Here is a 21753-nt window from a genome sequence, read left to right on the forward strand (position 1 = left end):
GAGGAGACGGGGAGGGTCAGAGGAAGTAGAGGCGGCTGAGCGAGACGCTGTCGGCGGGTTCGGAGCGCAGTGGTGCGCCGTCGAGGGAGACCAGGCCGGTCTCGGTGACCTCGACCTGGCCGGTCCGGGCGTTGCGGACCATGTCGCGCGGTCCGATGCCCCGGGTGCCGCGGACGCCGACGCGCCGCCGACGGGTGGGGAGTCCGTCGGCGGGGCGGTCGAGGTATGCGGCGTCGGCGGCGGCCTGGGCGACGAAGGCGACCGAGATGTCGGCGGCGGTGGCGCCGTGGGCGCCGAACTGCGGTCCGAGGACGAGGGGTTCGCACCGGTCGGTGGAGCCGTTGGGGTCGCCGACGACGCCGTACGCGGGGAAGCCGGACTTGAGGACGAGCTGCGGTTTGGCGCCGAAGTGGTCGGGGCGCCAGAGCACGATGTCGGCGAGTTTGCCGATCTCGATCGAGCCGACCTCGTGGGCGAGCCCGTGGGCGATGGCGGGGTTGATGGTGAGTTTGGCGATGTAGCGCAGGACGCGTTCGTTGTCGTCGCCGCTCTCGGTGGTCCCGTAGGAGCCGGTGCCGTCGAGCGGGCCGAGTTCGGCCTTCATCTTGCCGGCCATGGCGAAGGTGCGGCGCACGGTCTCGCCGGCGCGGCCCATGCCCTGGGCGTCGGAGGAGGTGATGCCGATGACGCCGAGGTCGTGCAGGACGTCCTCGGCGCCCATGGTGCCGGCCCGGATCCGGTCGCGGGCCATGGCGGCGTCGCCGGGCAGGTCGACCTTGAGGTCGTGCGCGGAGACGATCATGCCGAAGTGTTCGCCGAGGGCGTCGCGGCCGAACGGCAGGGTGGGGTTGGTGGAGGAGCCGATGACGTTCGGCACGCCGGCCATCTTGAGCACGTTGGGGACGTGTCCGCCGCCGCAGCCCTCGATGTGGAAGGCGTGGATGGTCCGGCCCTCCAGCACCTTCAGGGTGTCCTCGACCGACAGGCATTCGTTCAACCCGTCGGTGTGCAGGGCGACTTGGACGTCGTACTGTTCGGCGACGCGCAGCGCGGTGTCCAGTGCTCGGGTGTGCGCGCCCATGTCCTCGTGCACCTTGAAGCCGGAGGCGCCGCCCTCGGCCAGGGCCTCGATCAGCGGGGCCTCGTCGGAGGAGGAGCCGCGGCCGAGGAAGCCGATGTTGACGGGCCAGGCGTCGAAGGCGTTGAAGGCGTGGCGCAGCGCCCAGGGCGAGTTGACGCCGACGCCCCAGACCGGGCCGAACTCCTGGCCGATGATCGTGGTGACGCCGGAGGCGAGCGAAGCCTCCATGATCCGCGGTGAGAGCAGGTGGACGTGGGTGTCGACGGAGCCGGCGGTGGCGATCAGGCCCTCGCCGGAGACGATGGTGGTGCCGGTGCCGACGACCACGTCCACGCCGTCCAGGGTGTCCGGGTTGCCGGCCCGTCCGATGGCGGCGATCCGGCCGCCGATCAGGCCGATGGACGTCTTGCGGATGCCCTGGACGGCGTCGATGACGAGGACGTTGCTGATCACGACGTCGCAGGTGTCGCGGACGGCGGCGGGCTTGAGGTGGAGGCCGTCGCGGGCGGTCTTGCCGAAGCCGGCCAGGAACTCGTCGCCGGGGGCCTGGGAGTCGGATTCGACCCGGACGATCAGTCCGCTGTCGCCGAGCCGGATCCGGTCGCCGGCCCGGGGGCCGTGCACGGAGATGTAGTCGTGCGGGGTGATCGAACTCATGACGGCACCTCCGTGTCGTCGAAGCCGGTGAGGTAGCCGGTGGCGCGGGCCTTGGCGAGGGCGGCCTCCTTGGCGCCGGGGGCGTCCAGAGGGCCGTCCACGAGCCCGGCGAAGCCGATGGCGACGCGGGCGCCGCCGATCGGGACGAGGCCGACCTCGACGGTGGCGCCGGGGTCGAAGCGCACCGAGGAGCCGGCCGGGACGGCGAGGTGGGTGCCGTAGGCGGCGGCGCGGTCGAAGGCCAGGCGCGGGTTGGCCTCGAAGAAGTGGAAGTGCGAGGTGACCGAGATCGGCACCTGGGAGGTGTTGTGGACGGGGATGACCAGCGTCTCCTCGACCGGGTCGTAGCCGGCGCCGTCGCCGGCCAGCGCACCGCCGGGGGCTTCGTCGCCGAGCGAGCCGGCGCCCTTGAAGGGGTCGTTGACGACGGCGAGGCGGGTGCCGTCCTCGAAGACGGCCTCGACCTGGATGACGGTGACCACGTCGGGCACGCCGGGCAGCACGTCGTCGGCGGTCAGTACGGAGCGGCCGGCCTCGATGGCCTCGGCCAGGCGGCGGCCGTCGCGGGCGGCCTCGCAGACGGTGTCCGCGATCAGGGCGGTCGCCTCGGGGATGTTGAGGCGCACGCCCCGGGTACGGCGGGCGCGGGCCAGTTCGGCTGCTGTGAAGATCAGCAGCCGGTCCCGCTCGGTGGGGGTCAGTCGCACGGTTCCTCGCTCGCGGTCGCCGGGGAGGGGGTCGGCTCGGGGCCGGTGGCTTCCGGATGATGTTAGAACGGCGTTCAAACATCTCGGGGTCATTGAACCCGCACCGGGGCGCCGTGTCCAGCGTTGCCGCTCCCCGGGGGTTCGGCTCCCCGGGTGGGCGGCGGGGGTGACCGGGCCGGGGCGGGCCGCGCGCAAGGGCGACGCCCGAGAACGACGCGGGAGGGCGGCGCACGGCGGAGTGGAGGGCGGCGCACGGCGCGGCGGAGCGCGGGGCGCGCGGCCCCGCGCACGGTCCGTACGGGCGCCGGGTGTGCGCGGGATCGGGCGGGGGCGGGCTCGAAAACAGCCTCTGCGCTTCGCAAACCCGTCCGGCGCGGGCAGTTGGATCACGTGAACCTCCCCGTGCCCCTTTCACCCCACGTGATCGGACGCACACTGTTGCAAACGCCGTCAACTGGGCATGAGGATGGGTGGTCAGAACGAGGGGGCCACCCGGCCGGCGGGGGATCCGGAGGCGGGGGCCCGGATTTGAGGGCGGGGGCATGTGTTGATGGACGGTCAGTCGCGATTCCCGCGGCAGCGGACGAGTTCGGGCGACGCCTACCGGTCCGGGCCGGCCCAGGGCCCGGCCGTCGGCGCCGGTACGACCCTGCCGGGCGCCTCGGCCCCGGGGTGCGCACTGCACCGACGCCTGCACCTGGCGCTCGACCCGGCCGACCTGGTCGCGGTGGGCTCGGTGCGGCACCGGCTGCGCACGGCGCTGAGCCACTGGGGGGTGCCGGAGCTGTCCGACACCGCCGAACTGCTCTCGTCCGAGCTGGTCACCAACGCGCTGCTGCACACCGGCAAGGGCGCGGTCTTCGACGCCGTGCTCGACGTGGACGGCCGGCTGCGGATCGAGGTGCAGGACGGCGCGAGCCGGCTGCCCGGGCGGCGGCGCGATCCGGAGGCCGAGTACGCGACCTCGGGGCGCGGGCTGCTGCTGGTGGAGGCGCTCGCGGACTCCTGGGGGGTGCAGCTGCGGGGGGACGGCAAGGTCACCTGGTTCGAACTCGCCCTGCCGTAGTCCCGTCCCGGCCGTGCCCGGAGCCTCCGTGCGCACTCCCCGTACGCGCTGCCCGCACGCGGTGTCCATGCGTGGTGTCCGTACGCACCGCCGGAACGCACTGCCCGTACGATTGTTCGCCGTCGATCGATCCGTTCCCGAAGCAAGCCCTGAACGCAAGGTGGAGCGCAAGATTTCCGGCCCGTTGCCATTGCCGCTCGGCCGAACATTGGACAGGATGGTGGGAATGTGTGTCCACGTGCGGGAAGCAGCGGGGAGACCGAACCTCGACTGACCACCGTCCGTCGGCACCGTCCGATCCAGCACGACCCATCACACCGCCATGCGGCCCGTCCGGACGGTCGGCGCGGTCCGCCACGGCAGCGGCAGGAGCAGCATGCCCACTGAGCCCGAGTCGCCGGGGCCGGCGTTTCCTCCCGGCGCGTCCGCCGCAGAGCCGCACCAGCCGCAGCCAACGGCCCCGCGCCCGCCCGCGCAGGCCACCCGCCGCAACTCCGCGCGCACGCCCCCGGTGCTCGCCTCCGGCCGGCTGGCGCCCGTGCTGTCCGGCGGCCTGCCGCCGTCCTCCACCGACTCCATGCCGGACTGGCTGGAGCCCGCGATGGCCGCCAACGGCATCGGCTCCTTCGACTGGGACATCCGCCGCGACGTCCTGGAGGGCGACCAGCGGGCCTGCGCGATCATCGGTCTGGACGCCGTCGAGCGGGACCGCTTCGACCGCACCGCCGCCTCCTTCCTGTCCCTGCTGCACCCCGAGGACGCGCCCGTGGTGCGCCGCCGGGTCGAGCGCGCGGTGGCCGAGCTGGGCCAGTGCGGCGCCTACTACCGCACCGTCGGGCCGAACGGGACGATGCGCGCGGTGCGCTTCCGCGGCCGGGTGCTCGCGGACGCCTTCGGCCGGGCCTCCCGGATGGTGGGCTTCGTCTGGGACGCCACCGTCGAGCTGCACAAGCGCGACCGCGCCGACCGGATGGCCCTGCTGCGCGAGGAGCGCTCCCGGTTCATCAAGGAGGCCGCGCGCGCCCTCTCCGAAGCGGTCACCGTCCGTGACGTGGCCCGGGTGTTCACCGAGCTGCCGCTGCCGGGGCTGCCGCCGGACGGCCTGGTGCTGGCCTCCTTCGAGGCCGGCCGGGCCCGGATCCTGGGCGCCTCCGGCTACCGCTCGCAGGCCCTCGCCGTGTGGGACCGCACCGTGCTGCCGGCCGGCCACCCGGCCGCCGAGGCGCTGAAGTACCGCGCCCCGGTCTTCATCTCCAACCGTGAGGACTTCCGCGACCGCCACCCCGACGTCTGGGAGCAGACCAGCCGCACCGGCCGCGGCTCCTGGGCGTACCTGCCGCTGGTGGCCAGCGGCCGGGCGATCGGCGTCTGCGTGGTCAGCTTCGACGACGAGCGCGAGCTGGACGCGGACGAGCGCACCCTGCTGTCCACCCTGGGCGGGCTGGTCGCCCAGTCGCTGGCCCGGGCCCGGCTGCACGACGCCGAGCACGAGCTGGCGGCCGGCCTGCAGCGGGTGATGCTGCCGCGCACCGTCCCCTCCGTGCCGGGGGTCACCACCGCGGTGCGCTACCTCGCGGCCGGCTCCGGCCTGCAGATCGGCGGCGACTGGTACGACGTGGTGCCGCTGCCCGGCGGGCACGTCGGCCTGGTGATCGGCGACGTCCAGGGGCACGACGTGCACGCCGCCGGGATCATGGGCCAGCTGCGGATCGCGCTGCGCGCCTACGCCGCCGAGGGCCACCCGCCCGCCGCGGTGATGGCCCGGGCCTCCCGCTTCCTCGCCGACCTGGACACCGACCACTTCGCGACCTGCACCTACGCCGAGGTCAACGTGGACTACGGCGTGGTCTACGCGGTCCGGGCCGGCCACCTGGACCCGATGGTGCGCCGGGCGGACGGCACCGCCGCCGTGCTGCCCGTGGCCGGCGGGCTGCCGCTGGGCATCGACCCGGACCAGGAGTACCGGGTGACCAGGTTCAGTCTGGACCCGGGCGAGACGGTGCTGCTGTGCACCGACGGCCTGGTCGAGGCGCGCGGCATGGACCTGGACGAGGGCATCGGCCGGCTCGCCCGTGTCCTGGCCCGTCCGCTGCCGGTCGCCGACCAGGCGGCCCGCGACCCGCTGGAGGAACTGGCCGACCGGATCGCCTCGCAGGCCGCCGACTCCAACGAGCGCGAGGACGACATAGCGCTGCTGCTGCTCCGCTGGGACGGCCCGGAGGGCGGCCTGGCCGCCCAGCAGCTGCGCCGCCGGATCGGCCAGGCGGACCTCGCCCGGGTCGCCGAGGTGCGGGCCGAACTGCGCGACGCGCTGCGCCGCTGGGGCGTCGCCGAGTTCATCGACACCGCCGAACTGCTCTCCTCCGAGCTGGTCACCAACGCGATCCGGCACACCGACCGGGACGCCATGTTCACCGCCCGGCTCTACCGGGAGTCGGCCTCGGACGGCGGCCGGGCCCGGCTGCGGGTCGAGGTGGAGGACGAGTCGGACCTCTGGCCGACCCGTCGGACGCCGGGGGAGCAGGCCTCCTCCGGGCGCGGGCTGATGCTGGTCGAGGCGCTGGCGGACGCCTGGGGCGTGGAGCCGCGCGGGTCCGGCAAGCGGATGTGGTTCGAGCTCAGCGGGACGAGCGCGGCCTGACCGCCCCCGGGGTCACCCCCTGGGGGGTTGGTCAGCCGAACTGCTGCTCCAGGTCCTTCAGTTTGCGCTCCAGCGAGTCCAGCCGGGGCAGCGTGACGGTGTCCTCGTCGACGGTGAGATCGATGGTGCGCCGTTCCGGACGGGCCGGCAGACCCGGCTCGACGACCGTGCCCTCGACCTCACCGACCTCGCGGGCGCCCGCCTCGACCTCGCGGGCGCCCGCCTCGGGAGAGCTCGCGGGCCCGACCTCCCGGGCGCCCGCAGGCCGCTCCGCCCCGGGCCCGCCGGCTATCGCGGGCTCCGAGCCGGCCGACTCCAACTGCCGTGCGGCGCCGCCGCGTCCGCGCCAGCCGCTGCTGCGGTTGATCGCCCGGATCTCGGCCCGCTCCCGGCGCCCGGCCAGCTTGCGGCGCTCCTTCTCCAGCGTGCGCTCCCGCTTGTCGTCGCGGACCTCGTCCACCGCCTCGTCCAGGCTGCGCACGCCCTCCAGCAGCATCAGCGACCAGGCCGCGTAGGTCTCGCGCGGGGCGCGCAGCCAGCGGACGATCCGGATCTGCGGCAACGGCCTTGGTACCAGGCCCTGTTCGCGCAGTGCGGCCCGGCGGGTCTGCTTGAGCGCGCGGTCGAAGAGGATCGCGGCGGACAGCGACATGCCGGAGAAGAACTGCGGGGCGCCGGCGTGGCCGAAGCCGCGCGGGGCGTGCACCCAGTTGAACCAGGCCGAGGCGCCGGCGAAGAGCCAGACCAGCAGCCGGGAGCCGAGCGCCGCGTCGCCGTGGCTGGCCTCGCGGACGGCGAGCACCGAGCAGAACATCGCGGCGCCGTCGAGCCCGAACGGGACGAGGTACTCCCAGCCGCCGGACAGGCCGAGGTTCTGCACGCCGAAGCCGACCAGGCCGTGGAAGGAGAGTGCGGCCGCGACCCCGGCGCAGCAGAACAGCAGCGTGTAGGAGGCCGCGCCGTACAGGGATTCCTTGTTGCGGCGCCGTTCCTCGGAACGCTCCCAGGAATCCGCGCCGGCGGCGGATCCCCGGCTTCGGGCCAGGGCCACCAGGAGCGCGCTGACCAGCAGCCCCGCTACCCCGGTGACGGCCCAGCCGAGCGGTATGTCGGACAATTTCATTGCCGGAACCAGCCTCGCTTTCTGCGTCGCGTCCTGCGCCGCCCACTGCGTTCCAGCAGCGCGGCGGGGACCATCATGACGGATGCTCGGCGGGGGAATGACTGATTCGCTGTCAATGCGCTGGGGAGGGGGATTTCTGACCTGTCGCCAATCGGATTGTCATATGAATTCGGTGTGGGGCATTCCCGGAATCACGGGCTTTTCGAATCCGTAATCGGACGTGTTTTCGTCAACGTCGCGTGACGCGGGGGCAGCCGCCGCACATCTCCCCCGGTTCGGCGGTGTAGACGAGGCAACAGCTGGCTCGGGCCCGGTCCGTACCCGAAGCACCGGTGCGGCCGGGCGCCGGGGGTGCGAAACCGGCGCCCGGGGTGAAGGGGGCCGGGGCGGGAGCGGGCCCCCGGCCCGCGCCGGGCGTGCGCGCGGCCCGCCCCCCGGGTGCCGACGGCACGGGCGGCGGCGGCACGGACGGCGCGCCCGGCGCGGACGGCACCGACGGCGCGCTCGACGGCCCGGGGGCCAGCAGTGCGGACAGTTCGGTGCGCGCCCGCTCCGGCTCCCCGAGCAGCCCGCCCGCGTGGCAGAGCCCCTCCACGACCGCGTCGGTGGCCATCGCCCACAGCACCCGGGGCCCGCGCCGCGCCTCCGGCCCGAAGGCGGCCAGCACCGGTGCGAGGAACTCGGCCAGCGCGCAGCGCAGTTCGGCCGCCAGCGCGTTCTCGTCCGGCGCCGTACGGGCCACCGGTGAGCCGGCCGCCGAGTCGTCCGGCAGGCAGACGAAGGCCTCCGGGAGCACCGTCAGCTCGATCGAGCCGGGGCCGCGCCGCACCGAGACCCCGCCGGGGCCGAGCAGCGGGACGCGCCGCTCCAGGAACCAGGGCAGGGTGAACAGCAGTGAGACCGGCCAGACGAAGCGGTGCAGTCCGAAGCCGGCCGCCACGTCCGGGCGCAGCGGCCGCCCGTAGCGGGCGAGGCCCTGGCGGGCGTCGTGGGCGACCAGTTCGCGCACCGCCGCCGGGTCGGTGGTGAGGTCGGCGACCGGCAGCCAGCCGTCGCCGCTGCGGGGCGGGGCGCAGTGCACGCTCAGGACCGGGGTCAGCGCGGTCAGCCGGTGGTACGACGGCGCGCAGGGGGCGGGGCTGTCCGGCGTGTGGGCGTGGTCGTGCGCCTCGGTGGTGCGGGGGGCGCACGGCGCTGGGCCGGGCCGGGTGCTGCTCGCGGTCATGGGCGGGCCCCATCGGGTCGACCGGGGCCGCGTGCGGACCGTCCGGCGGGCCCGGCCGGGGCGATGGGGCCGCCGGGCCGGGGCCTGCCGGACCGGGGCACGGCGGTGCCCGGGGGACAGCAAGGCGACCTGTCCGGGGTACTGCTCACCCCGGACAGGTAAGGCTCACCTTAGCTGATTGTCCCCCTGGTCTCGCGGGTGATGCGCCCGTCCGGGGGAGGCCCCGGCGCGCGCCCCAGCTGGCGCGCGAGCCAGACCGGCACCCCGCCCAGGGCGTGCACCAGCCGGGTGGCCTCGGCGCGCAGCCGCGCCGCCTCGGCGGGTTCGGACACCTCGGCGAGCGCCGCGAGCGCCGGCGCCACCCCGACCGTGAAGCCGAGTTGCTCGCGCAGTCGCAGTGAGGCGTCGAAGCCCTCCCGGGCGTTGCCGCGGTCCCCCCGGGAGAGCGCCAGCGCGGCCAGGTGGCGCCAGGTGTAGGAGCGCAGCAGTTCGTCCCCGCGCTCCCCGGCGCCCTCGTGCGCCCGGCGGTAGGCGATCCAGGCGGCGCTGCGGTCGCGCAGCAGGTTCTCCGCCACCAGTCCGCGCCGGAAGTCCAGCAGCGGGCGGCCCGGTGCGTCCGGCGGCAGCAGGGCCGAGGTGCGGCCGAGTGCGGCCTGGGCCTCGTCCAGCCGGTCGCGCGGGCCGAGCACGCTGGCCAGGTAGGCGAGGAAGCCGCGGGCGCAGGCGGCGGCGGCGCGCTGTTCGGTGCCCTCCGCCAGGGCCTCCGCCAGTCGTAACGCCTGTTCCGCCTGGGTCCACTGGGCGGCGGTGAACAGGCACTGTTCGATGAGTAGTTCGGCGCGTGCGAGGGCCACGGGCGGGTCGTGTTCGGCGGCGGGGCGCAGCAGTTCGGCGGCCTCCTGCCAGCACGCCCGGGACCGCAGTCGCCACACGGTGTCGCCCGGTTCCCCCGTTGCCGCTCGCCCCCGCCCCTCCGGGCCGCTCGGGCTCCATCCGTGCTCTGACAACGCCACCTCCTTGTGTGCGCCATCCAGCAGGACGCGGGCCTGCCCCTGGTGCCCTGCCGTGCGCGACCGGCCGCTGCGGAACGGCTGCGCTGTGGCAGCGAAACGGCAGCACAACGGCATGGCGACGGCAGGGCGAAAGGCCCACGCTGTGGCGGCAATTCAACACGGGGGTGAGCTTGTGCACCAGATCACGAGCGGAGGTTGTTGCTTTTCCCAAGGAGATGATCTAGAGAGGCCCGTCGGTGGTCAGGAGGTCCAGCCGGTCTCCATCAGGGCCTCGGCGGCGCCGTTGGCGGGCTGCGGCACCCCGGCGAGGTCCAGGCTGAACAGGGCCACCAGCAGTTGCTCGCCGCGCACGGTGGCCTGGTGGGAGTAGCCGGCCAGGGTGAACATGGCGGCGGCCATCTCCTCGGCGTGCAGGGTCTGCAGCCACAGGCACTCGACGGACTTCACGTCGGCGGGCTCGGTCCAGGTGTCCACCTGGGCGACCATCCGGCTGCCCAACAGGGTGACCCCCTCGCGCTCCTGGGCCTCGGTCAGCTCCAGGTCGTCGAAGCCCAGCCACTCCAGGTAGCGGGCGGCGGTGAACACCGCGTCCTGGGAGGTGCGCACCGGGTGCGGCCGGAACGGGGCGCGGTGGCGGAACGGGCGGGAGCGGGCCGTCGACCCGCCGGGCGCCGCGGGCGGGGCGGGCGCCGGGGCGTTCACCGGGTGGGCGGGGTACGGGCGGGCGGCCTGCGGGCCGGGGGCGGCGAGCGGACCGGCGGTACCGCCGCTCAGCCGGGTGGTGCGGTCCACCGGGAGCCGGACGGTGGCGCCGCAGTTGCAGGTGAACTCGGGCTGCGGCCACTGGTCGGAGCGGCCGCAGTGCGGGCAGCGCATGCTCAGCCAGGAGTCCTCCCAGGACCGGAACCGCACCTGTACCGGGACCCCGCCGCGCAGCAGCGGCACCTTCAGCGAGGCGCCGCACGGGCAGGGCAGCGACGGCGGCTCGTACAGGTGCTCGCGGCGGCAGGCGGGGCAGCGGATCGCCCGGGCGGCACCGCCCGCCCCCGGCCCTGGCCGCGCGGGGTCGTGTCCGGTGAAGTCGTCGGGCAGTCCTGCCATCGCGGGCTCCGTCCGTCGGTGTGGGGTGGGTGGGTGCTTCCCATGCTCCCCGAAACCTCCGGTCCTGGGCGCGGAATGGGGCAATCCTCAGGGATGGATCAGGGGCCGGTGACCGGGCAGGCTGAGGCCGGACCCTTCGCGGGGAGGATGCGCGGTCGGCGTACGGACGGCGGTCAGCCGGCCGACCAGCGTGCCAGGTCGGCGGGGGTGTCCAGGTCGTCCGGGACGGCGATGTCCGCGCACTCGACCAGGACGAGCTCCGCGGCGTGCGCCGTCAGCAGGGCGCGGGCCCCGGCGTCGCCGGTGGCGCCCCCGGCGGCCTCGGCGAAGTGCCGGGCGCCGATCAGCACCGGGTGCCCGCGCCTCCCGCCGTACGCCGCCGCGGCCAGCTCGGCGCCGCCCCGGTGCGCGGCCAGCAGCCGGGCCACCGCGGCCGGGGTGACGCCCGGGGTGTCCACCAGCATCACCAGCACCGCCGGGGCGCCCGGCGCCAGCGCGGCCAGCCCGGCCCGCAGCGAGGAGCCCATGCCCTGCGCCCAGTCCGGGTTGGCGACCAGCCGGCAGCCCGGCAGGTGCGCCGTGGAGCGCACGCGCTCGCGGTCCGCGCCCAGCACCACCGTGACGTCCGGGCAGCCGCCGGCCCGTACGGTGGCCACCGCGTGCTCCACCAGCGGCCGCCCCGCGTACCGGAGCAGCGCCTTCGGCCGCCCGCCCAGCCGCCGCCCGCCCCCGGCGGCGAGCACCAGGGCGGGGACGGCGGAGGGTGCGGCCGCCAGGGCGGGGGCCGGGGCGGCCGCCAGGGCGGGGGCCGGGGCGGGGGCCGGGCCGTGCGGGGTCTGCATGGGCCCAGCCTGCCCGGTTCGGGGGCGGCCGCGCAGCGGGTCGGCGGTTGTACGAATCCACAAGGCGAAGGCGCAGGTCGCGGGTGCTCCCCGGCGGTTCGGCCGCTGGTCCCGCGGCGCGCTTGCCCCTGTACTGGGGCGATGAACACCGCACCGCGCCCGCTGGTGGACCGCTTCGGACGGGTCCACACCGATCTGCGGGTCTCCCTGACCGATCGCTGCAACCTGCGCTGCACGTACTGCATGCCGGCGGAGGGGCTGGACTGGCTGCCCCGGGCGGACACGCTCGACGACGACGAGGTGGTCCGGCTGGTGCGGGTCGCGGTGGAGCGGCTGGGGATGCGCTCGGTGCGGCTGACCGGCGGGGAGCCGCTGCTGCGCCGGGGCCTGGTGGGCCTGGTGGGGCGGCTGGCCGCGCTCGGCGTGGAACTGTCGCTGACCACCAACGGCATCGGCCTGGCGCGGACCGCGGCCGGCCTGCGGGAGGCCGGGCTGGGCCGGGTGAACGTCAGCCTGGACACCCTGCGCGCCGACCGGTTCGCCGCGCTCACCCGGCGGGACCGGATCGCCGACGTGTTCGCGGGCCTGGCGGCGGCGAAGGCGGCCGGGCTGGATCCGGTGAAGGTCAACGCGGTGCCGGTGCGCGGCGTGAACGAGGACGAGATACCGGAGTTGGCGTCCTTCGCCGTCGAGCACGGCTACCGGATGCGCTTCATCGAGTCCATGCCGCTGGACGCGCAGGGGAGTTGGGACCGCGCCGCGATGGTGACGGCCGAGGAGGTGCTGGCCCGGCTGGGCGAGCGCTTCGAGCTGGTGCCGGTGGGGCGCAGCGGCAACGCCCCCGCGGAGGAGTGGCGGATCGCCGGGACGGACACGGTGATCGGCGTGATCGCCTCCGTCACCCGGCCGTTCTGCGGCGGCTGTGACAGGGTCCGGCTGACGGCCGACGGGCAGTTGCGCAACTGCCTGTTCGCCACCGAGGAGTCGGACCTGCGCGCCCTGCTGCGCGGCGGCGCGGACGATGCGCGGATCGAGGCGGCCTGGCGGGCCTCGGTGGCGGGCAAGGGGCCCGGACACGCCATCGGCAGCGCGGAGTTCGTGCGGCCGGAGCGGCCGATGTCGGCGATCGGCGGCTGAGCGGCTGAGCGGCTGAGCGGCTGAGCGGCTGAGCGGCGGGGCGCGGGGGTGCGGACGGGTGGGCGGCGGCTGAGCGGCGGGGCGCCGCCGACTCGGTTTCGGGCGAACCGGTCTGGCGGGGTGTGAGCTTCGACATGCTCCTTGGCCTCCCCGTGGCGTCGGCTTGACCTCCTCTTGGGGCGGCTGGTCTGCTGGTTCGCCGTCAACCCGCCGCTGACCTCGGGAGTTCTCCGTGCCCGCCCGCCGTACCTGGCTGTCCGCCGCCACCGTCTTCCTGATATGCGTGCTCGCCCTGGTCGGCTGGCTGGTCGAAGGCCGCGACCGCGCGTCGACCGGCGGCTCCGCGGCGGGGATCGGCACCAGCCCGCTGGAGAACCCGGACGGCACCAAGCCCGGCCTGGCGCCGCTGACCACCCCCGCGGAGCAGAAGGCCGCCCGGGACCTCATCGCCGAGGTCGCCACCGCCCGGACCGGCCCCAAGGACGGCTACGACCGCAACGAGTTCGGCCCGGCCTGGACGGACAGCGTCGAGGGCGTCCCGTTCGGCGGCAACAAGTGCGACACCCGCAACGACCTGCTCGCCCGGGACGGCAGCGGCGTCGAGCGCAAGGACGGCTCGGACTGCGTGGTCACCGCGATGACCATCCACGACCCGTACACCGGCAAGACCGTCCAGTGGACCAAACAGCAGGCCTCGAAGATCCAGATCGACCACGTGATGCCGCTGTCGTACGACTGGCAGATGGGCGCCGCCCGGTGGGACAAGGCCAAGCGGGTCCGGATCGCCAACGACCCGCTCAACCTGATCCCCGCCGACGGCTCGCAGAACGGCTCCAAGGGCGACTCCGGCCCGACCGACTGGCTGCCCGCCAGCACCGAGATCCGCTGCTCCTACGCGGTGCGCTTCGCCCAGGTCTCGCTGAAGTACCAGCTGCCGGTCACCGAGGCCGACAAGAAGGCGATGCTCCAGCAGTGCGGCGGTTGAGGAAACGATCCTCCCCGCCGGACACCCCCTCGGTCGTGCGGCCGCGCCAAGGACGCGGCAGGACGGGGAGGGCGAGGTGACCCGACCGCACGCCGGATGGTATTCGTGGGCGGTGCCCCCGATGACCCGCCGCCTGCCGCGGCGCGCCCTTCCCGCCCTCGCGGCCCTGCTGCTCGCCCTGCCCGCCGGCTGCTCCGGCCCGGGCGCGACGCACCCCGTGGGCGCACCGACGAGCCGTCCGCCGCTCGCCGAACGGGTCTCCGCCGGCGCCTCCCCGGCCCTACGGGCCTACTACGACCAGCGGCTCGACTGGGTGCCCTGCGACGGCGCGGCCGACCCGGGCGACGACCAGGACGAGACGGCCCCCCGGTGCGCCACCCTCAAGGCCCCGCTGGACTACGCCGACCCCGGCGGCCGCAGCATCGACGTCCCGGTCGCCAAGATCCCCGCCACCGACCCCGCGCACCGGATCGGCCCCCTGCTGATCAACCCCGGCGGGCCCGGCATCTCCGGGGTCAGCATGGCCCGGCGCTGGCAGGGCAGCCCGCTGAACGAGCGCTTCGACCTGGTCGGCTTCGACCCGCGCGCCGCCGGCGGCACCCTCCCCGTCCACTGCCTGGACGACCGCACCCGCGAACAGTGGACCAGCACCGACGACCCGGCCTACGACCGCGGCCGGATCCTCGCCCACGCCTGCGAGGCCAAGTACGCCGACGTGCTGCCCCGCCTCGGCACCCGCGACACCGCCCGCGACCTGGACGTGCTGCGCAGCGCCCTCGGCGAACGCAAGCTCGACTTCTTCGGTCTCTCCTACGGCACCTACCTCGGAGCCCTCTACGCCGAGGAGTTCCCCGACCGCACCGGCCGACTCGTCCTCGACGGTGCCGTCGAACGCAGCACCGACCTGATGCACCTCAACGGCGAGCAGGCCGTCGCCACCGAAGCCGCCTTCCGCGCCTTCGCCGCCGGCTGCGCCACCGAGGACGACGGCTGCCCGCTCGGCAGCGACCCGGCCGCCGCCCCCGAACGCCTCGCCACCTTCCTCGACGGCCTCAAGGACCACCCGCTGCCCGCCCGCGACGGACGCACCGTCACCGCCGCCCTCGCCTGGACCGGCGTCACCGACTCGCTCGCCGACGGCCGCCGCAACTGGCCCCGGCTGCGCGCCGCCCTCGACCCGGCCCTCGACCGCGGCGAGGGCGACGAACTGCTCAAGCTCGCCGACGCCACCACCGGCCGCGACGAGGACGGCCACTACGACAGCGCCGCCGACGCCTACGCGGCCATCCACTGCGCGGACGCCCCGCTCGCCCCCACCGACACCGACCTGCGCGCGGCTCTCGCCGACCTCGCCGCCCGGGCCCCGCTGATCAGCCGGCACGACACCCGGGTCACCCTGCTCGACCCGGACTGCCGCCCCTGGCCGTACCGCTCCACCGAGCGGCCGCACACCGTCACGGCCCCCGGCAGCGCCCCGATCCTGGTGATCGGCGGGACGGAGGACCCGGTCACCCCCTACCCGTGGGCGCAGCGGATGGCCGCCGGACTGCAGCACGGCGTGCTGCTCACCCGCGACGGCGACGGGCACATGTCCTGGGACCGCAGCGGGTGCGTGCGCGACGCCGTCCTCGCGTTCCTGGTGGACGGCGCGCTGCCGGCCGCGGGGGCGCACTGCGCCTCGGACTGAGCCGGGCCGCGCGGCGGGGGAACACGGCGGGGAGGGCGAGAGGGGAACGCGAGAGGGGAACGCGAGAGGGGGCGTGCCGCGCGAACGCGGCACGCCCCCTGGGGAGTTCGGGCTCCCGGTCAGGGTTCCGGAAGCCCGGGTCTCGGGACGACGGCTCCGGGGTCAGGACTCCGTCGTTCAGGACTGCGGGGTCAGGACTTCGGGGCCGTCAGGTCGTAGAAGGTGGCGCCGCCGACCGTCTTGGCGGCGAAGTGGCCGGTCACCCAGGCCTCGATCTGGGCCGCCTCGGTCTCCTGACCGCCTTCGCCGCCCTCGCCGTTCGCGCCGCCCCCGCCGAAGCCGCGGTGCGAGCCGCCGCCGATGAACCAGTGCACCTTGCCCTCCTGGACGTACTTCTGGAAGCCCGCCAGGCTGAGCGAGGGGTCCGTGCCGTTGAAGCCGCCCAGAGCCATCACCGGCTTGCCGGTGGCGAGTTGGTAGCTCGCGGCGTTCTGCGAACCGGTGGTGGCGGCCGCCCAGGTGTACTGGCCGGCATCCTGCGAGAGCAGCGCCGCCGCCTCGGAGCTCACCTTGGTGCCGCCGAGCAGACCGCCCATGCCGCCGCCGAAGCCGCCCGCGCCGCCCTCCGGGCCCTGGCCGCCGGGGAAACCGGGGAAGCCGGGCACACCGGTGGCGCCGCCGGAGCCGGTGGAGCCGCCCGCGCCGCGCTCGTGGCGGCCGCCGGGGGCGGTGCCGCCGGAGCCCCGGCCGGAGCCGTCGGCGAAGCCGCCCGGACGGTGCGAGCCCTGGCCGTTCTGACCGCCGCCGAAGCCGCCCTGGCCGCCCTGGCCGTTCTGGCCACCGCCGAAGCCGCCCGGGAAGCCCTGGCCGTTCTGGCCGCCGCCCTGACCGCCACCGGGGAAGCCGCCCTGGCCGCCGCCGGGGAACATCCGGCCGTTGCCGGCTGCGCCGTTGCCACCCTTGCGGCCGAAGGACCCCGGTCCGAAGCCCGCGCCCTTCACCGACGGCCCGGCCGTGATGATCGAGCCGTTGTGCGCGGTGCCCACGGTGTCCACCGCGTACGCGGCCGGCCCGCCCAGCGCCGCCGCCAGGCCCACCAGGCCCGCCACCGAGGCGATCCGCGCCCCGGTCCGTCCGGACACCTGGCCGGCGAACTGCCCGGCGACCAGCGCGGCCGCCGCCGCCAGCCCGCCGATCAGCACCGCCCAGCGCAGCCAGGGCAGGAAGCCGGAGCTGCGCCCGAGCAGGACGAACGCCCACCCGGCCGTCACCGCCAGCACGCCCGCCAGCACCAGCGCGTAGGGCAGCCGGTGCCGCGCCCGCCACAGCCCGTCCACGCCCATGCCGACCAGCGCCGCGACGGCGGGGGCCAGCGCCACCGTGTAGTACTGGTGGAAGATCCCGGACATGAAGCTGAAGATCAGCGCGGTGGAGATCAGCCAGCCGCCCCAGACCAGGAAGGCCGCGCGGGCGGTGTCCGGACGGGTGTAGCGGCGGGTCGCCCACAGGCCGACCACCAGCAGGACCAGCGCGGCCGGCAGCAGCCAGGCGATCTGCCCGCCGATGTCGCTGCCGAACAGCCGGGTGATGCCGGTCTGGCCCCAGCCGCGGTTGTGCCCGGCGCCGGCCGGCAGGTCCAGCCCGGCCGGCATCCGGCCGCCGCCGCCCACGCTGCCGCGCTCGTTGCCGTCGACCCGGCCCAGGCCGTTGTAGCCGAAGGTCAGCGACAGGAAGTCGTTGTCCTGCGAGCCGCCGACGTACGGGCGGGCCGAGGCGGGCAGCAGCTCCACGATCGCCACCCACCAGCCGCCGGAGACCAGTAGGGCCACGCCCGCGAGCAGGGTCTGCCGCAGCCGCCGCCAGAAGCCGGTGGGCGCCACGACCAGGTAGATCACCGCGAAGGCCGGCAGGATCAGGAACGCCGCCAGCGTTTTGGCGAGGAAGGCGAAGCCGAACATCGCGCCGGTGAACAGCAGCCACCGGGTGCTCGCCGTCTCGACCGCCCGCACCATGCCGTACGCGGACAGGGTGAGCAGCAGCACCAGCAGCGCGTCCGGGTTGTTGAAGCGGAACATCAGCGCCGCGACCGGGGTGAGCGCCAGCGCGGCGCCGGCCAGCAGCCCGCCGAGCGGGGAGAAGCGGCGGCGGACCGTCGCGTACAGCACGCCCACGGTGGCGGCGCCCATCAGCGCCTGCGGGGCCAGGATCGACCAGGAGGAGAGGCCGAACAGCCGCACCGACAGCGCCATCGGCCACAGCGAAGCCGGGGGCTTGTCGACGGTGATGAAGTTGCCGGCGTCGGAGGAGCCGAAGAAGAAGGCCTTCCAGCTCTGGCTGCCGGCCTGGACGGCCGCCGAGTAGAAGGCGTTCGCCCACCCGGAGGCGCCCAGGCCCCACAGGTAGAGCACGACGGTGGCGGCCAGCAGCGCCAGCAGGGCGGGGCGCACCCAGCGTGGGTCGTCCGCGCGCCCGCGCCAGGCGCGGACCGGCAGGGTGCGCAGCCGTCCGGACCAGGAGGCCGGGCCCTTGGGGCCGACGGGCGGCAGGGGCTGCTCGGGGAAGAGCGGCGCCGGGTCCGGCCGGGCCGCGTCCGGCTGCACCTCCGGCGGCGGGTAGTTCGCGGCCTCGGGCCACGGATCGCCGGCCGGAGGGGAGTAGCTGCTCGTGGTCATGCGCCATACCGTGCGTGGCGTGGCTGAGAGAACCGTGAGATACGGCTGTGAGACGGGTGTGATGTGCCCCGCTTCACCCTTCCGGTGACGGGCTCGACCGGTTCTCGTCCGGCGTCAGGTGTCCGGCGTCCGGCGTCAGGTGTCCGGCGTCCGGTCGGCCTCGGGGATCAGGCGGCGGCCGGCATGGTGATGTGCTTGCCCAGCCACTCCAGGGCCGGGGGGATCTCCCGGGTCCAGGTGTGGAAGTTGTGGCCCGCGGTGTCCAGGGTGATCGTGGACATCTTGGTGGGGGCCTTGAAGGCGGCGACCATCGCCTTGGTCTCGTCGTAGTTGTTCTCGTCGTACGCGGTGGTCAGCAGCAGCGAGACCGGGGCGGCCGGCTGGTTCTTCAGCCGCCACAGCAGGTCGTTCTCCTGCTTGAGCTTGTCGTCGCCGCCGAAGAGGTCGCCGGTGGTCGGGTCGTGGGCCGCGCTGTAGTAGCCGGAGAGGGCGACCGCCGCCGGGTAGGAGTCGGGCTTGCGCAGGGCGAACTTGAGCGCGCAGTAGCCGCCGGTGGAGTTGCCGATCACGGCCCGGTTCGCCGGGTCGGTGCCGATCCGGTAGGTGGTGGCGAGGGCCTTGGGCAGGTCGGTGGTGAAGAAGGTCTCGACCTGGGGGCCGTTCGGCACGTCGACGCACTCGGTGTCCCGGTTGTCGACCAGGGTGGGCCGGGTCATCACCAGGATGGTCGGCGGCAGCTTCTTCTGCTCGATGGCGTCCAGGGCCGACGCCGGGTACTGCATCAGCGAGATCAGCTTCTCCGGGATGCCCGGATAGCCGGTGAGCACGACGGCCATCGGGAAGCGCTGCTTGGCGTAGTCCGGCTGGAAGTACTGCGGCGGGAGGTAGACGTACGCCTCGGTGCTCAGACCGGTGCCGGCTCCTTTGACGTCGACCTTCTGGATCTGCCCGGAGCGGTCCGGCTCCGAGCCCTGCGACGAGTAGAACTTCTGCTCGCCGGTGACGGTCACACCGGAGGCGTTGGGCTGGTGGTCGACCACCGTGCCGAGGCCGCCGCTGGTGCCGAGCAGGTCGGTCCAGGAGCTGTAGAAGCCGAAGTAGCTGTTGGCGATCAGGCCCATGGCCGCCAGCACCGCCAGCTGGGTGGCCAGGAAGGCGCCGATCCGGCCCACCCAGGACTTCCAGCCCTTGCCGCCGAACTTCGGCCAGAACCACATGGTGGCGGCGAAGACGACGATCGCGATGACCGAGGTGATGATCTGCAGGGGGAGTCCGGTGAGACTGAGCACGGGCCCGATCGTAGTTGACCCCGACGGGCGGCCCGGGACGGCCCCTTCGGTGATCGGGTTCGGTGATCGGATTCAAACCGGTTGACCGCGCGGTCCATGATCGGCATCATCTCGCTCCGCATGTGCACGGGGTGTGCGCACGGTGTCAGCCGGGTGGGGTTGTGAAGTTCTCGGGGTCCATGGGTAGGTCCGGTCTGGCCGTCGGTGCGGCGCTGTTGCTCGCGGCGTGCTCGGGCGGGGGCGGCGGTGCGGCTGCGCCGAGTGCAACGCCGTCCGCCGCGGCGACGCCGTTCGGCACGTCGCTCGACCAGGCCCTCGCGCCGGTCGGCACCGATTTCGACGAGGCGGCCTCGGCCAAGAGCGCCTTCGACCTCGACACCGTGCTGTCCCGCCTGGCGTCCGACGCCAACCGGGCCGCGCGGAACGTGAACGCCGCCACCGCGCCCTCCGGAGCCACCGCGGGGCGGGCCGACCTGGCGACCGCCCTGACCGCGCTCGCCACGGACACCGAGGCCGTCCGGAAGGACATCTCGGTGCACAAGGTGTGCTCCGTCGGCGGCGGACTGGCGCAGTTCGGCGCGGGCCAAGGGGTGGCCGGGGTCTCGGCGGCGCTCGCCAAGCTGACGGCGGCCGGCTACCGGACCGCCTTCGCCGTTCCGGAGCTGCCCAAGCCGCAGGCGCAGTCGCGGAGCCTGGAGAACGGCACCGCGGTCCGGGAAGGAAGCAAGGGCGGCAAGGGCGTGGTGAAGGTCGACAACACCGGGCAGACGGACGCGGTCTTCACGATCGCCGCGAACGGCACCGCGGTGGCGTCGGTGTACGCGGCCAAGGGGCAGCAGGCCACCATCGAGGGCATCGCGGACGGGGTGTACGACTTCTACTTCACCACCGGGGTGGACTGGGACTCGGGGGCGAAGGAATTCACCCAGGGCTGCGCGTTCGCCAGGTTCACGGGTACGCACGACTTCACGCCGGACCGGGGCGGCACGATCTGGACTCTCACCGTCATCTCGCCGGACGGTAAGGAGCGGCGCGACATCGAGTGGATGAAATCCAGTCCGCTTCCCCAGCCGTAGCGTTCGCCGCCACCGCCCGTAACGGGCATACCAGGACGGGTTGTTGCCAACCGGTGGCACAACCCGTCCCGTGCAGTGGCGAGTTGTGCGGGAACTGTTGACCGCTTGAAGTGACCATGGCACTTTCGTGCGGGCGCGGGCCTCGGCGACCAGCCGGGCAGTCCGCGATCCCCCACAAGGAGAGCCATGTTCAAGAGACTTGTCGCGATGGCCGGCACGAGCGCCGTCGTCGCGAGCGGGCTGGTCCTCGCCGCCGCCCCCGCACACGCCGTCCAGGCCGCCGACCTGACGTCGACCATCGCCCTGGACGACTGCTCCGCCTCGCTGGTCCGGTTCCCCGTCTCGGCGGCCGGCGACCGGGCCATGATGCTCACCAACGGGCACTGCCTGCCGTCCATGCCCCCGTACGGGCAGGTGATCCAGAACGTCAGCGCCAGCCGCAGCGGCACCCTGCTGGACGGCGCCGGCAACACCCTCGGCACCGTCCAGGCCGACAAGGTGATCTACGCGACGATGACCGGCACCGACGTCGCCCTCTACGAACTCACCGACACCTACGCCTCGATCACCTCCAAGTACGGCGCCACCGCCCTCACGGTCAACGACACCCACCCGACCGACGGCGCCTCGATGTACATCCCGTCCTCGTACTGGAAGCAGGTCTGGAACTGCTCCGTCAACGGGTTCGTGCCCACCCTGCGCGAGGACCAGTGGACCTGGCACGACTCGCTGCGCTACAGCTCCGGCTGCAACACCACCCACGGCACCTCCGGTTCGCCGATCATCGACTCCGCGAGCGGGCGGATCGTCGGCATCAACAACACCGGTAACGACGACGGTGAGATGTGCACCCTCAACAACCCCTGCGAGGTTGCCGCCGACGGCTCCACCAAGGCCTTCAAGGGCCAGAGTTACGGCGAGGAGACCTACTGGTTCACCACCTGCCTGAACTCCGCCCGCGCCATCGACCTCAACGTGCCCGGCTGCCTGCTCACCAAGCCGGCCGGCGCCTCCGTCTCGCTGAGCAGCCCCGGTGACCAGTCCACCGCCGTCGGTGGCGCGGTCAACCTGCAGCTCAACGCCTCCGGCGGCACCGCCCCGCTGTCCTACGCCGCGAGCGGCCTGCCCGCCGGCCTGTCGATCAACTCCTCGACCGGCCTGATCTCCGGCACCGCCACCACGGCCGGCAGCTCCACCGTCACCGTCACGGTGACCGACGCCGCCGGCAAGTCGGCCACCACCAGCTTCGGTTGGACGGTCGCCGGTGGTGGCGGGGGCAGCTGCACCCCGGCCCAGCTGCTCGGCAACGCGGGCTTCGAGACCGGCACGGCCTCGCCGTGGACGGCTTCGAGCGGCGTGGTGGACAACAGCTCCTCCGAGCCGGCCCACGGTGGCAGCTGGAAGGCGTACCTGGACGGGTACGGCAGCACCCACACCGACTCGCTGTCGCA

At 74.3% G+C, this 21753-nt stretch carries 16 protein-coding genes; 7 read left to right on the forward strand and 9 right to left on the reverse strand.

From position 1 onward, the window contains the following. Positions 1-16 precede the first annotated feature (16 nt). Together ACFWIS_RS05385 and ACFWIS_RS05390 are read right to left on the reverse strand one after the other, a co-directional pair. A complete protein-coding gene (locus tag ACFWIS_RS05385) occupies positions 17-1738 on the reverse strand; it encodes an urease subunit alpha (RefSeq protein WP_380451694.1) in 1722 nt (573 codons plus the stop codon). Next, positions 1735-2445 (reverse strand): urease subunit gamma, encoded by a 711-nt coding sequence (locus ACFWIS_RS05390; RefSeq protein ID WP_380451692.1) that lies wholly within the window; start codon positions 2443-2445, stop codon positions 1735-1737. The genes ACFWIS_RS05385 and ACFWIS_RS05390 overlap by 4 nt, the downstream gene beginning before the upstream one ends. Before the next feature lie 550 nt (positions 2446-2995). On the opposite strand from ACFWIS_RS05390, the gene ACFWIS_RS05395 reads away from it, so the two are divergent. After that, entirely contained in the window at positions 2996-3511 is a 516-nt protein-coding gene (locus ACFWIS_RS05395; RefSeq protein ID WP_380451691.1) for an ATP-binding protein, read from the forward strand. A gap of 376 nt (positions 3512-3887) precedes the next feature. Next, positions 3888-6152 (forward strand): SpoIIE family protein phosphatase, encoded by a 2265-nt coding sequence (locus ACFWIS_RS05400; RefSeq protein ID WP_380451689.1) that lies wholly within the window; start codon positions 3888-3890, stop codon positions 6150-6152. A 31-nt stretch (positions 6153-6183) separates the two neighbouring features. Here ACFWIS_RS05400 and ACFWIS_RS05405 read toward each other — a convergent pair whose 3' ends face one another. The 5 genes from ACFWIS_RS05405 to ACFWIS_RS05425 form a co-directional block, all read right to left on the reverse strand. Then, positions 6184-7275 carry a DUF2637 domain-containing protein gene (locus tag ACFWIS_RS05405; RefSeq protein WP_380451687.1) on the reverse strand — a complete coding sequence of 364 codons (1092 nt, stop codon included), beginning with the start codon at positions 7273-7275 and terminating at the stop codon, positions 6184-6186. A gap of 229 nt (positions 7276-7504) precedes the next feature. Continuing rightward, on the reverse strand, positions 7505-8500 hold the full coding sequence (locus tag ACFWIS_RS05410) for a (2Fe-2S)-binding protein (protein ID WP_380451685.1): 996 nt from the start codon (positions 8498-8500) through the stop codon (positions 7505-7507). Positions 8501-8670: 170 nt separating this feature from the next. Further along, positions 8671-9507, reverse strand: a complete 837-nt coding sequence (locus tag ACFWIS_RS05415) for a hypothetical protein (RefSeq protein ID WP_380451683.1) — start codon at positions 9505-9507, stop codon at positions 8671-8673. Positions 9508-9753: 246 nt separating this feature from the next. Beyond that, positions 9754-10614, reverse strand: coding sequence for a hypothetical protein (locus ACFWIS_RS05420; protein ID WP_380451681.1), 861 nt, complete (start codon positions 10612-10614; stop codon positions 9754-9756). Between the two features lie 173 nt (positions 10615-10787). After that, on the reverse strand, positions 10788-11360 hold the full coding sequence (locus ACFWIS_RS05425; RefSeq protein WP_380451876.1) for an NTP transferase domain-containing protein: 573 nt from the start codon (positions 11358-11360) through the stop codon (positions 10788-10790). A 237-nt stretch (positions 11361-11597) separates the two neighbouring features. On the opposite strand from ACFWIS_RS05425, the gene moaA reads away from it, so the two are divergent. From moaA to ACFWIS_RS05440, 3 genes are all read left to right on the forward strand, one after another. Then, complete coding sequence (moaA, locus tag ACFWIS_RS05430; protein ID WP_380451679.1) at positions 11598-12593, forward strand: GTP 3',8-cyclase MoaA; 996 nt, start codon at positions 11598-11600, stop codon at positions 12591-12593. A gap of 232 nt (positions 12594-12825) precedes the next feature. Then, a complete protein-coding gene (locus tag ACFWIS_RS05435) occupies positions 12826-13578 on the forward strand; it encodes an HNH endonuclease family protein (protein ID WP_380451677.1) in 753 nt (250 codons plus the stop codon). A gap of 121 nt (positions 13579-13699) precedes the next feature. Then, positions 13700-15265 carry an alpha/beta hydrolase gene (locus ACFWIS_RS05440; RefSeq protein ID WP_380451675.1) on the forward strand — a complete coding sequence of 522 codons (1566 nt, stop codon included), beginning with the start codon at positions 13700-13702 and terminating at the stop codon, positions 15263-15265. A 191-nt stretch (positions 15266-15456) separates the two neighbouring features. Here ACFWIS_RS05440 and ACFWIS_RS05445 read toward each other — a convergent pair whose 3' ends face one another. Continuing rightward, positions 15457-17937, reverse strand: coding sequence for an ArnT family glycosyltransferase (locus ACFWIS_RS05445; protein ID WP_380451673.1), 2481 nt, complete (start codon positions 17935-17937; stop codon positions 15457-15459). A 167-nt stretch (positions 17938-18104) separates the two neighbouring features. Further along, positions 18105-19226, reverse strand: a complete 1122-nt coding sequence (locus ACFWIS_RS05450; RefSeq protein WP_380451671.1) for an alpha/beta hydrolase — start codon at positions 19224-19226, stop codon at positions 18105-18107. A 179-nt stretch (positions 19227-19405) separates the two neighbouring features. Here ACFWIS_RS05450 and ACFWIS_RS05455 point away from each other — a divergent pair, with 179 nt between their 5' ends. Further along, complete coding sequence (locus tag ACFWIS_RS05455) at positions 19406-20302, forward strand: hypothetical protein (RefSeq protein WP_380451669.1); 897 nt, start codon at positions 19406-19408, stop codon at positions 20300-20302. A 186-nt stretch (positions 20303-20488) separates the two neighbouring features. Then, positions 20489-21753 (forward strand): putative Ig domain-containing protein (locus ACFWIS_RS05460; protein ID WP_380451667.1); only part of this gene is annotated, 1265 nt, incomplete at its 3' end.

The organism is Kitasatospora sp. NPDC127060 (assembly GCF_042724935.1).
Classification (GTDB): domain Bacteria; phylum Actinomycetota; class Actinomycetes; order Streptomycetales; family Streptomycetaceae; genus Kitasatospora.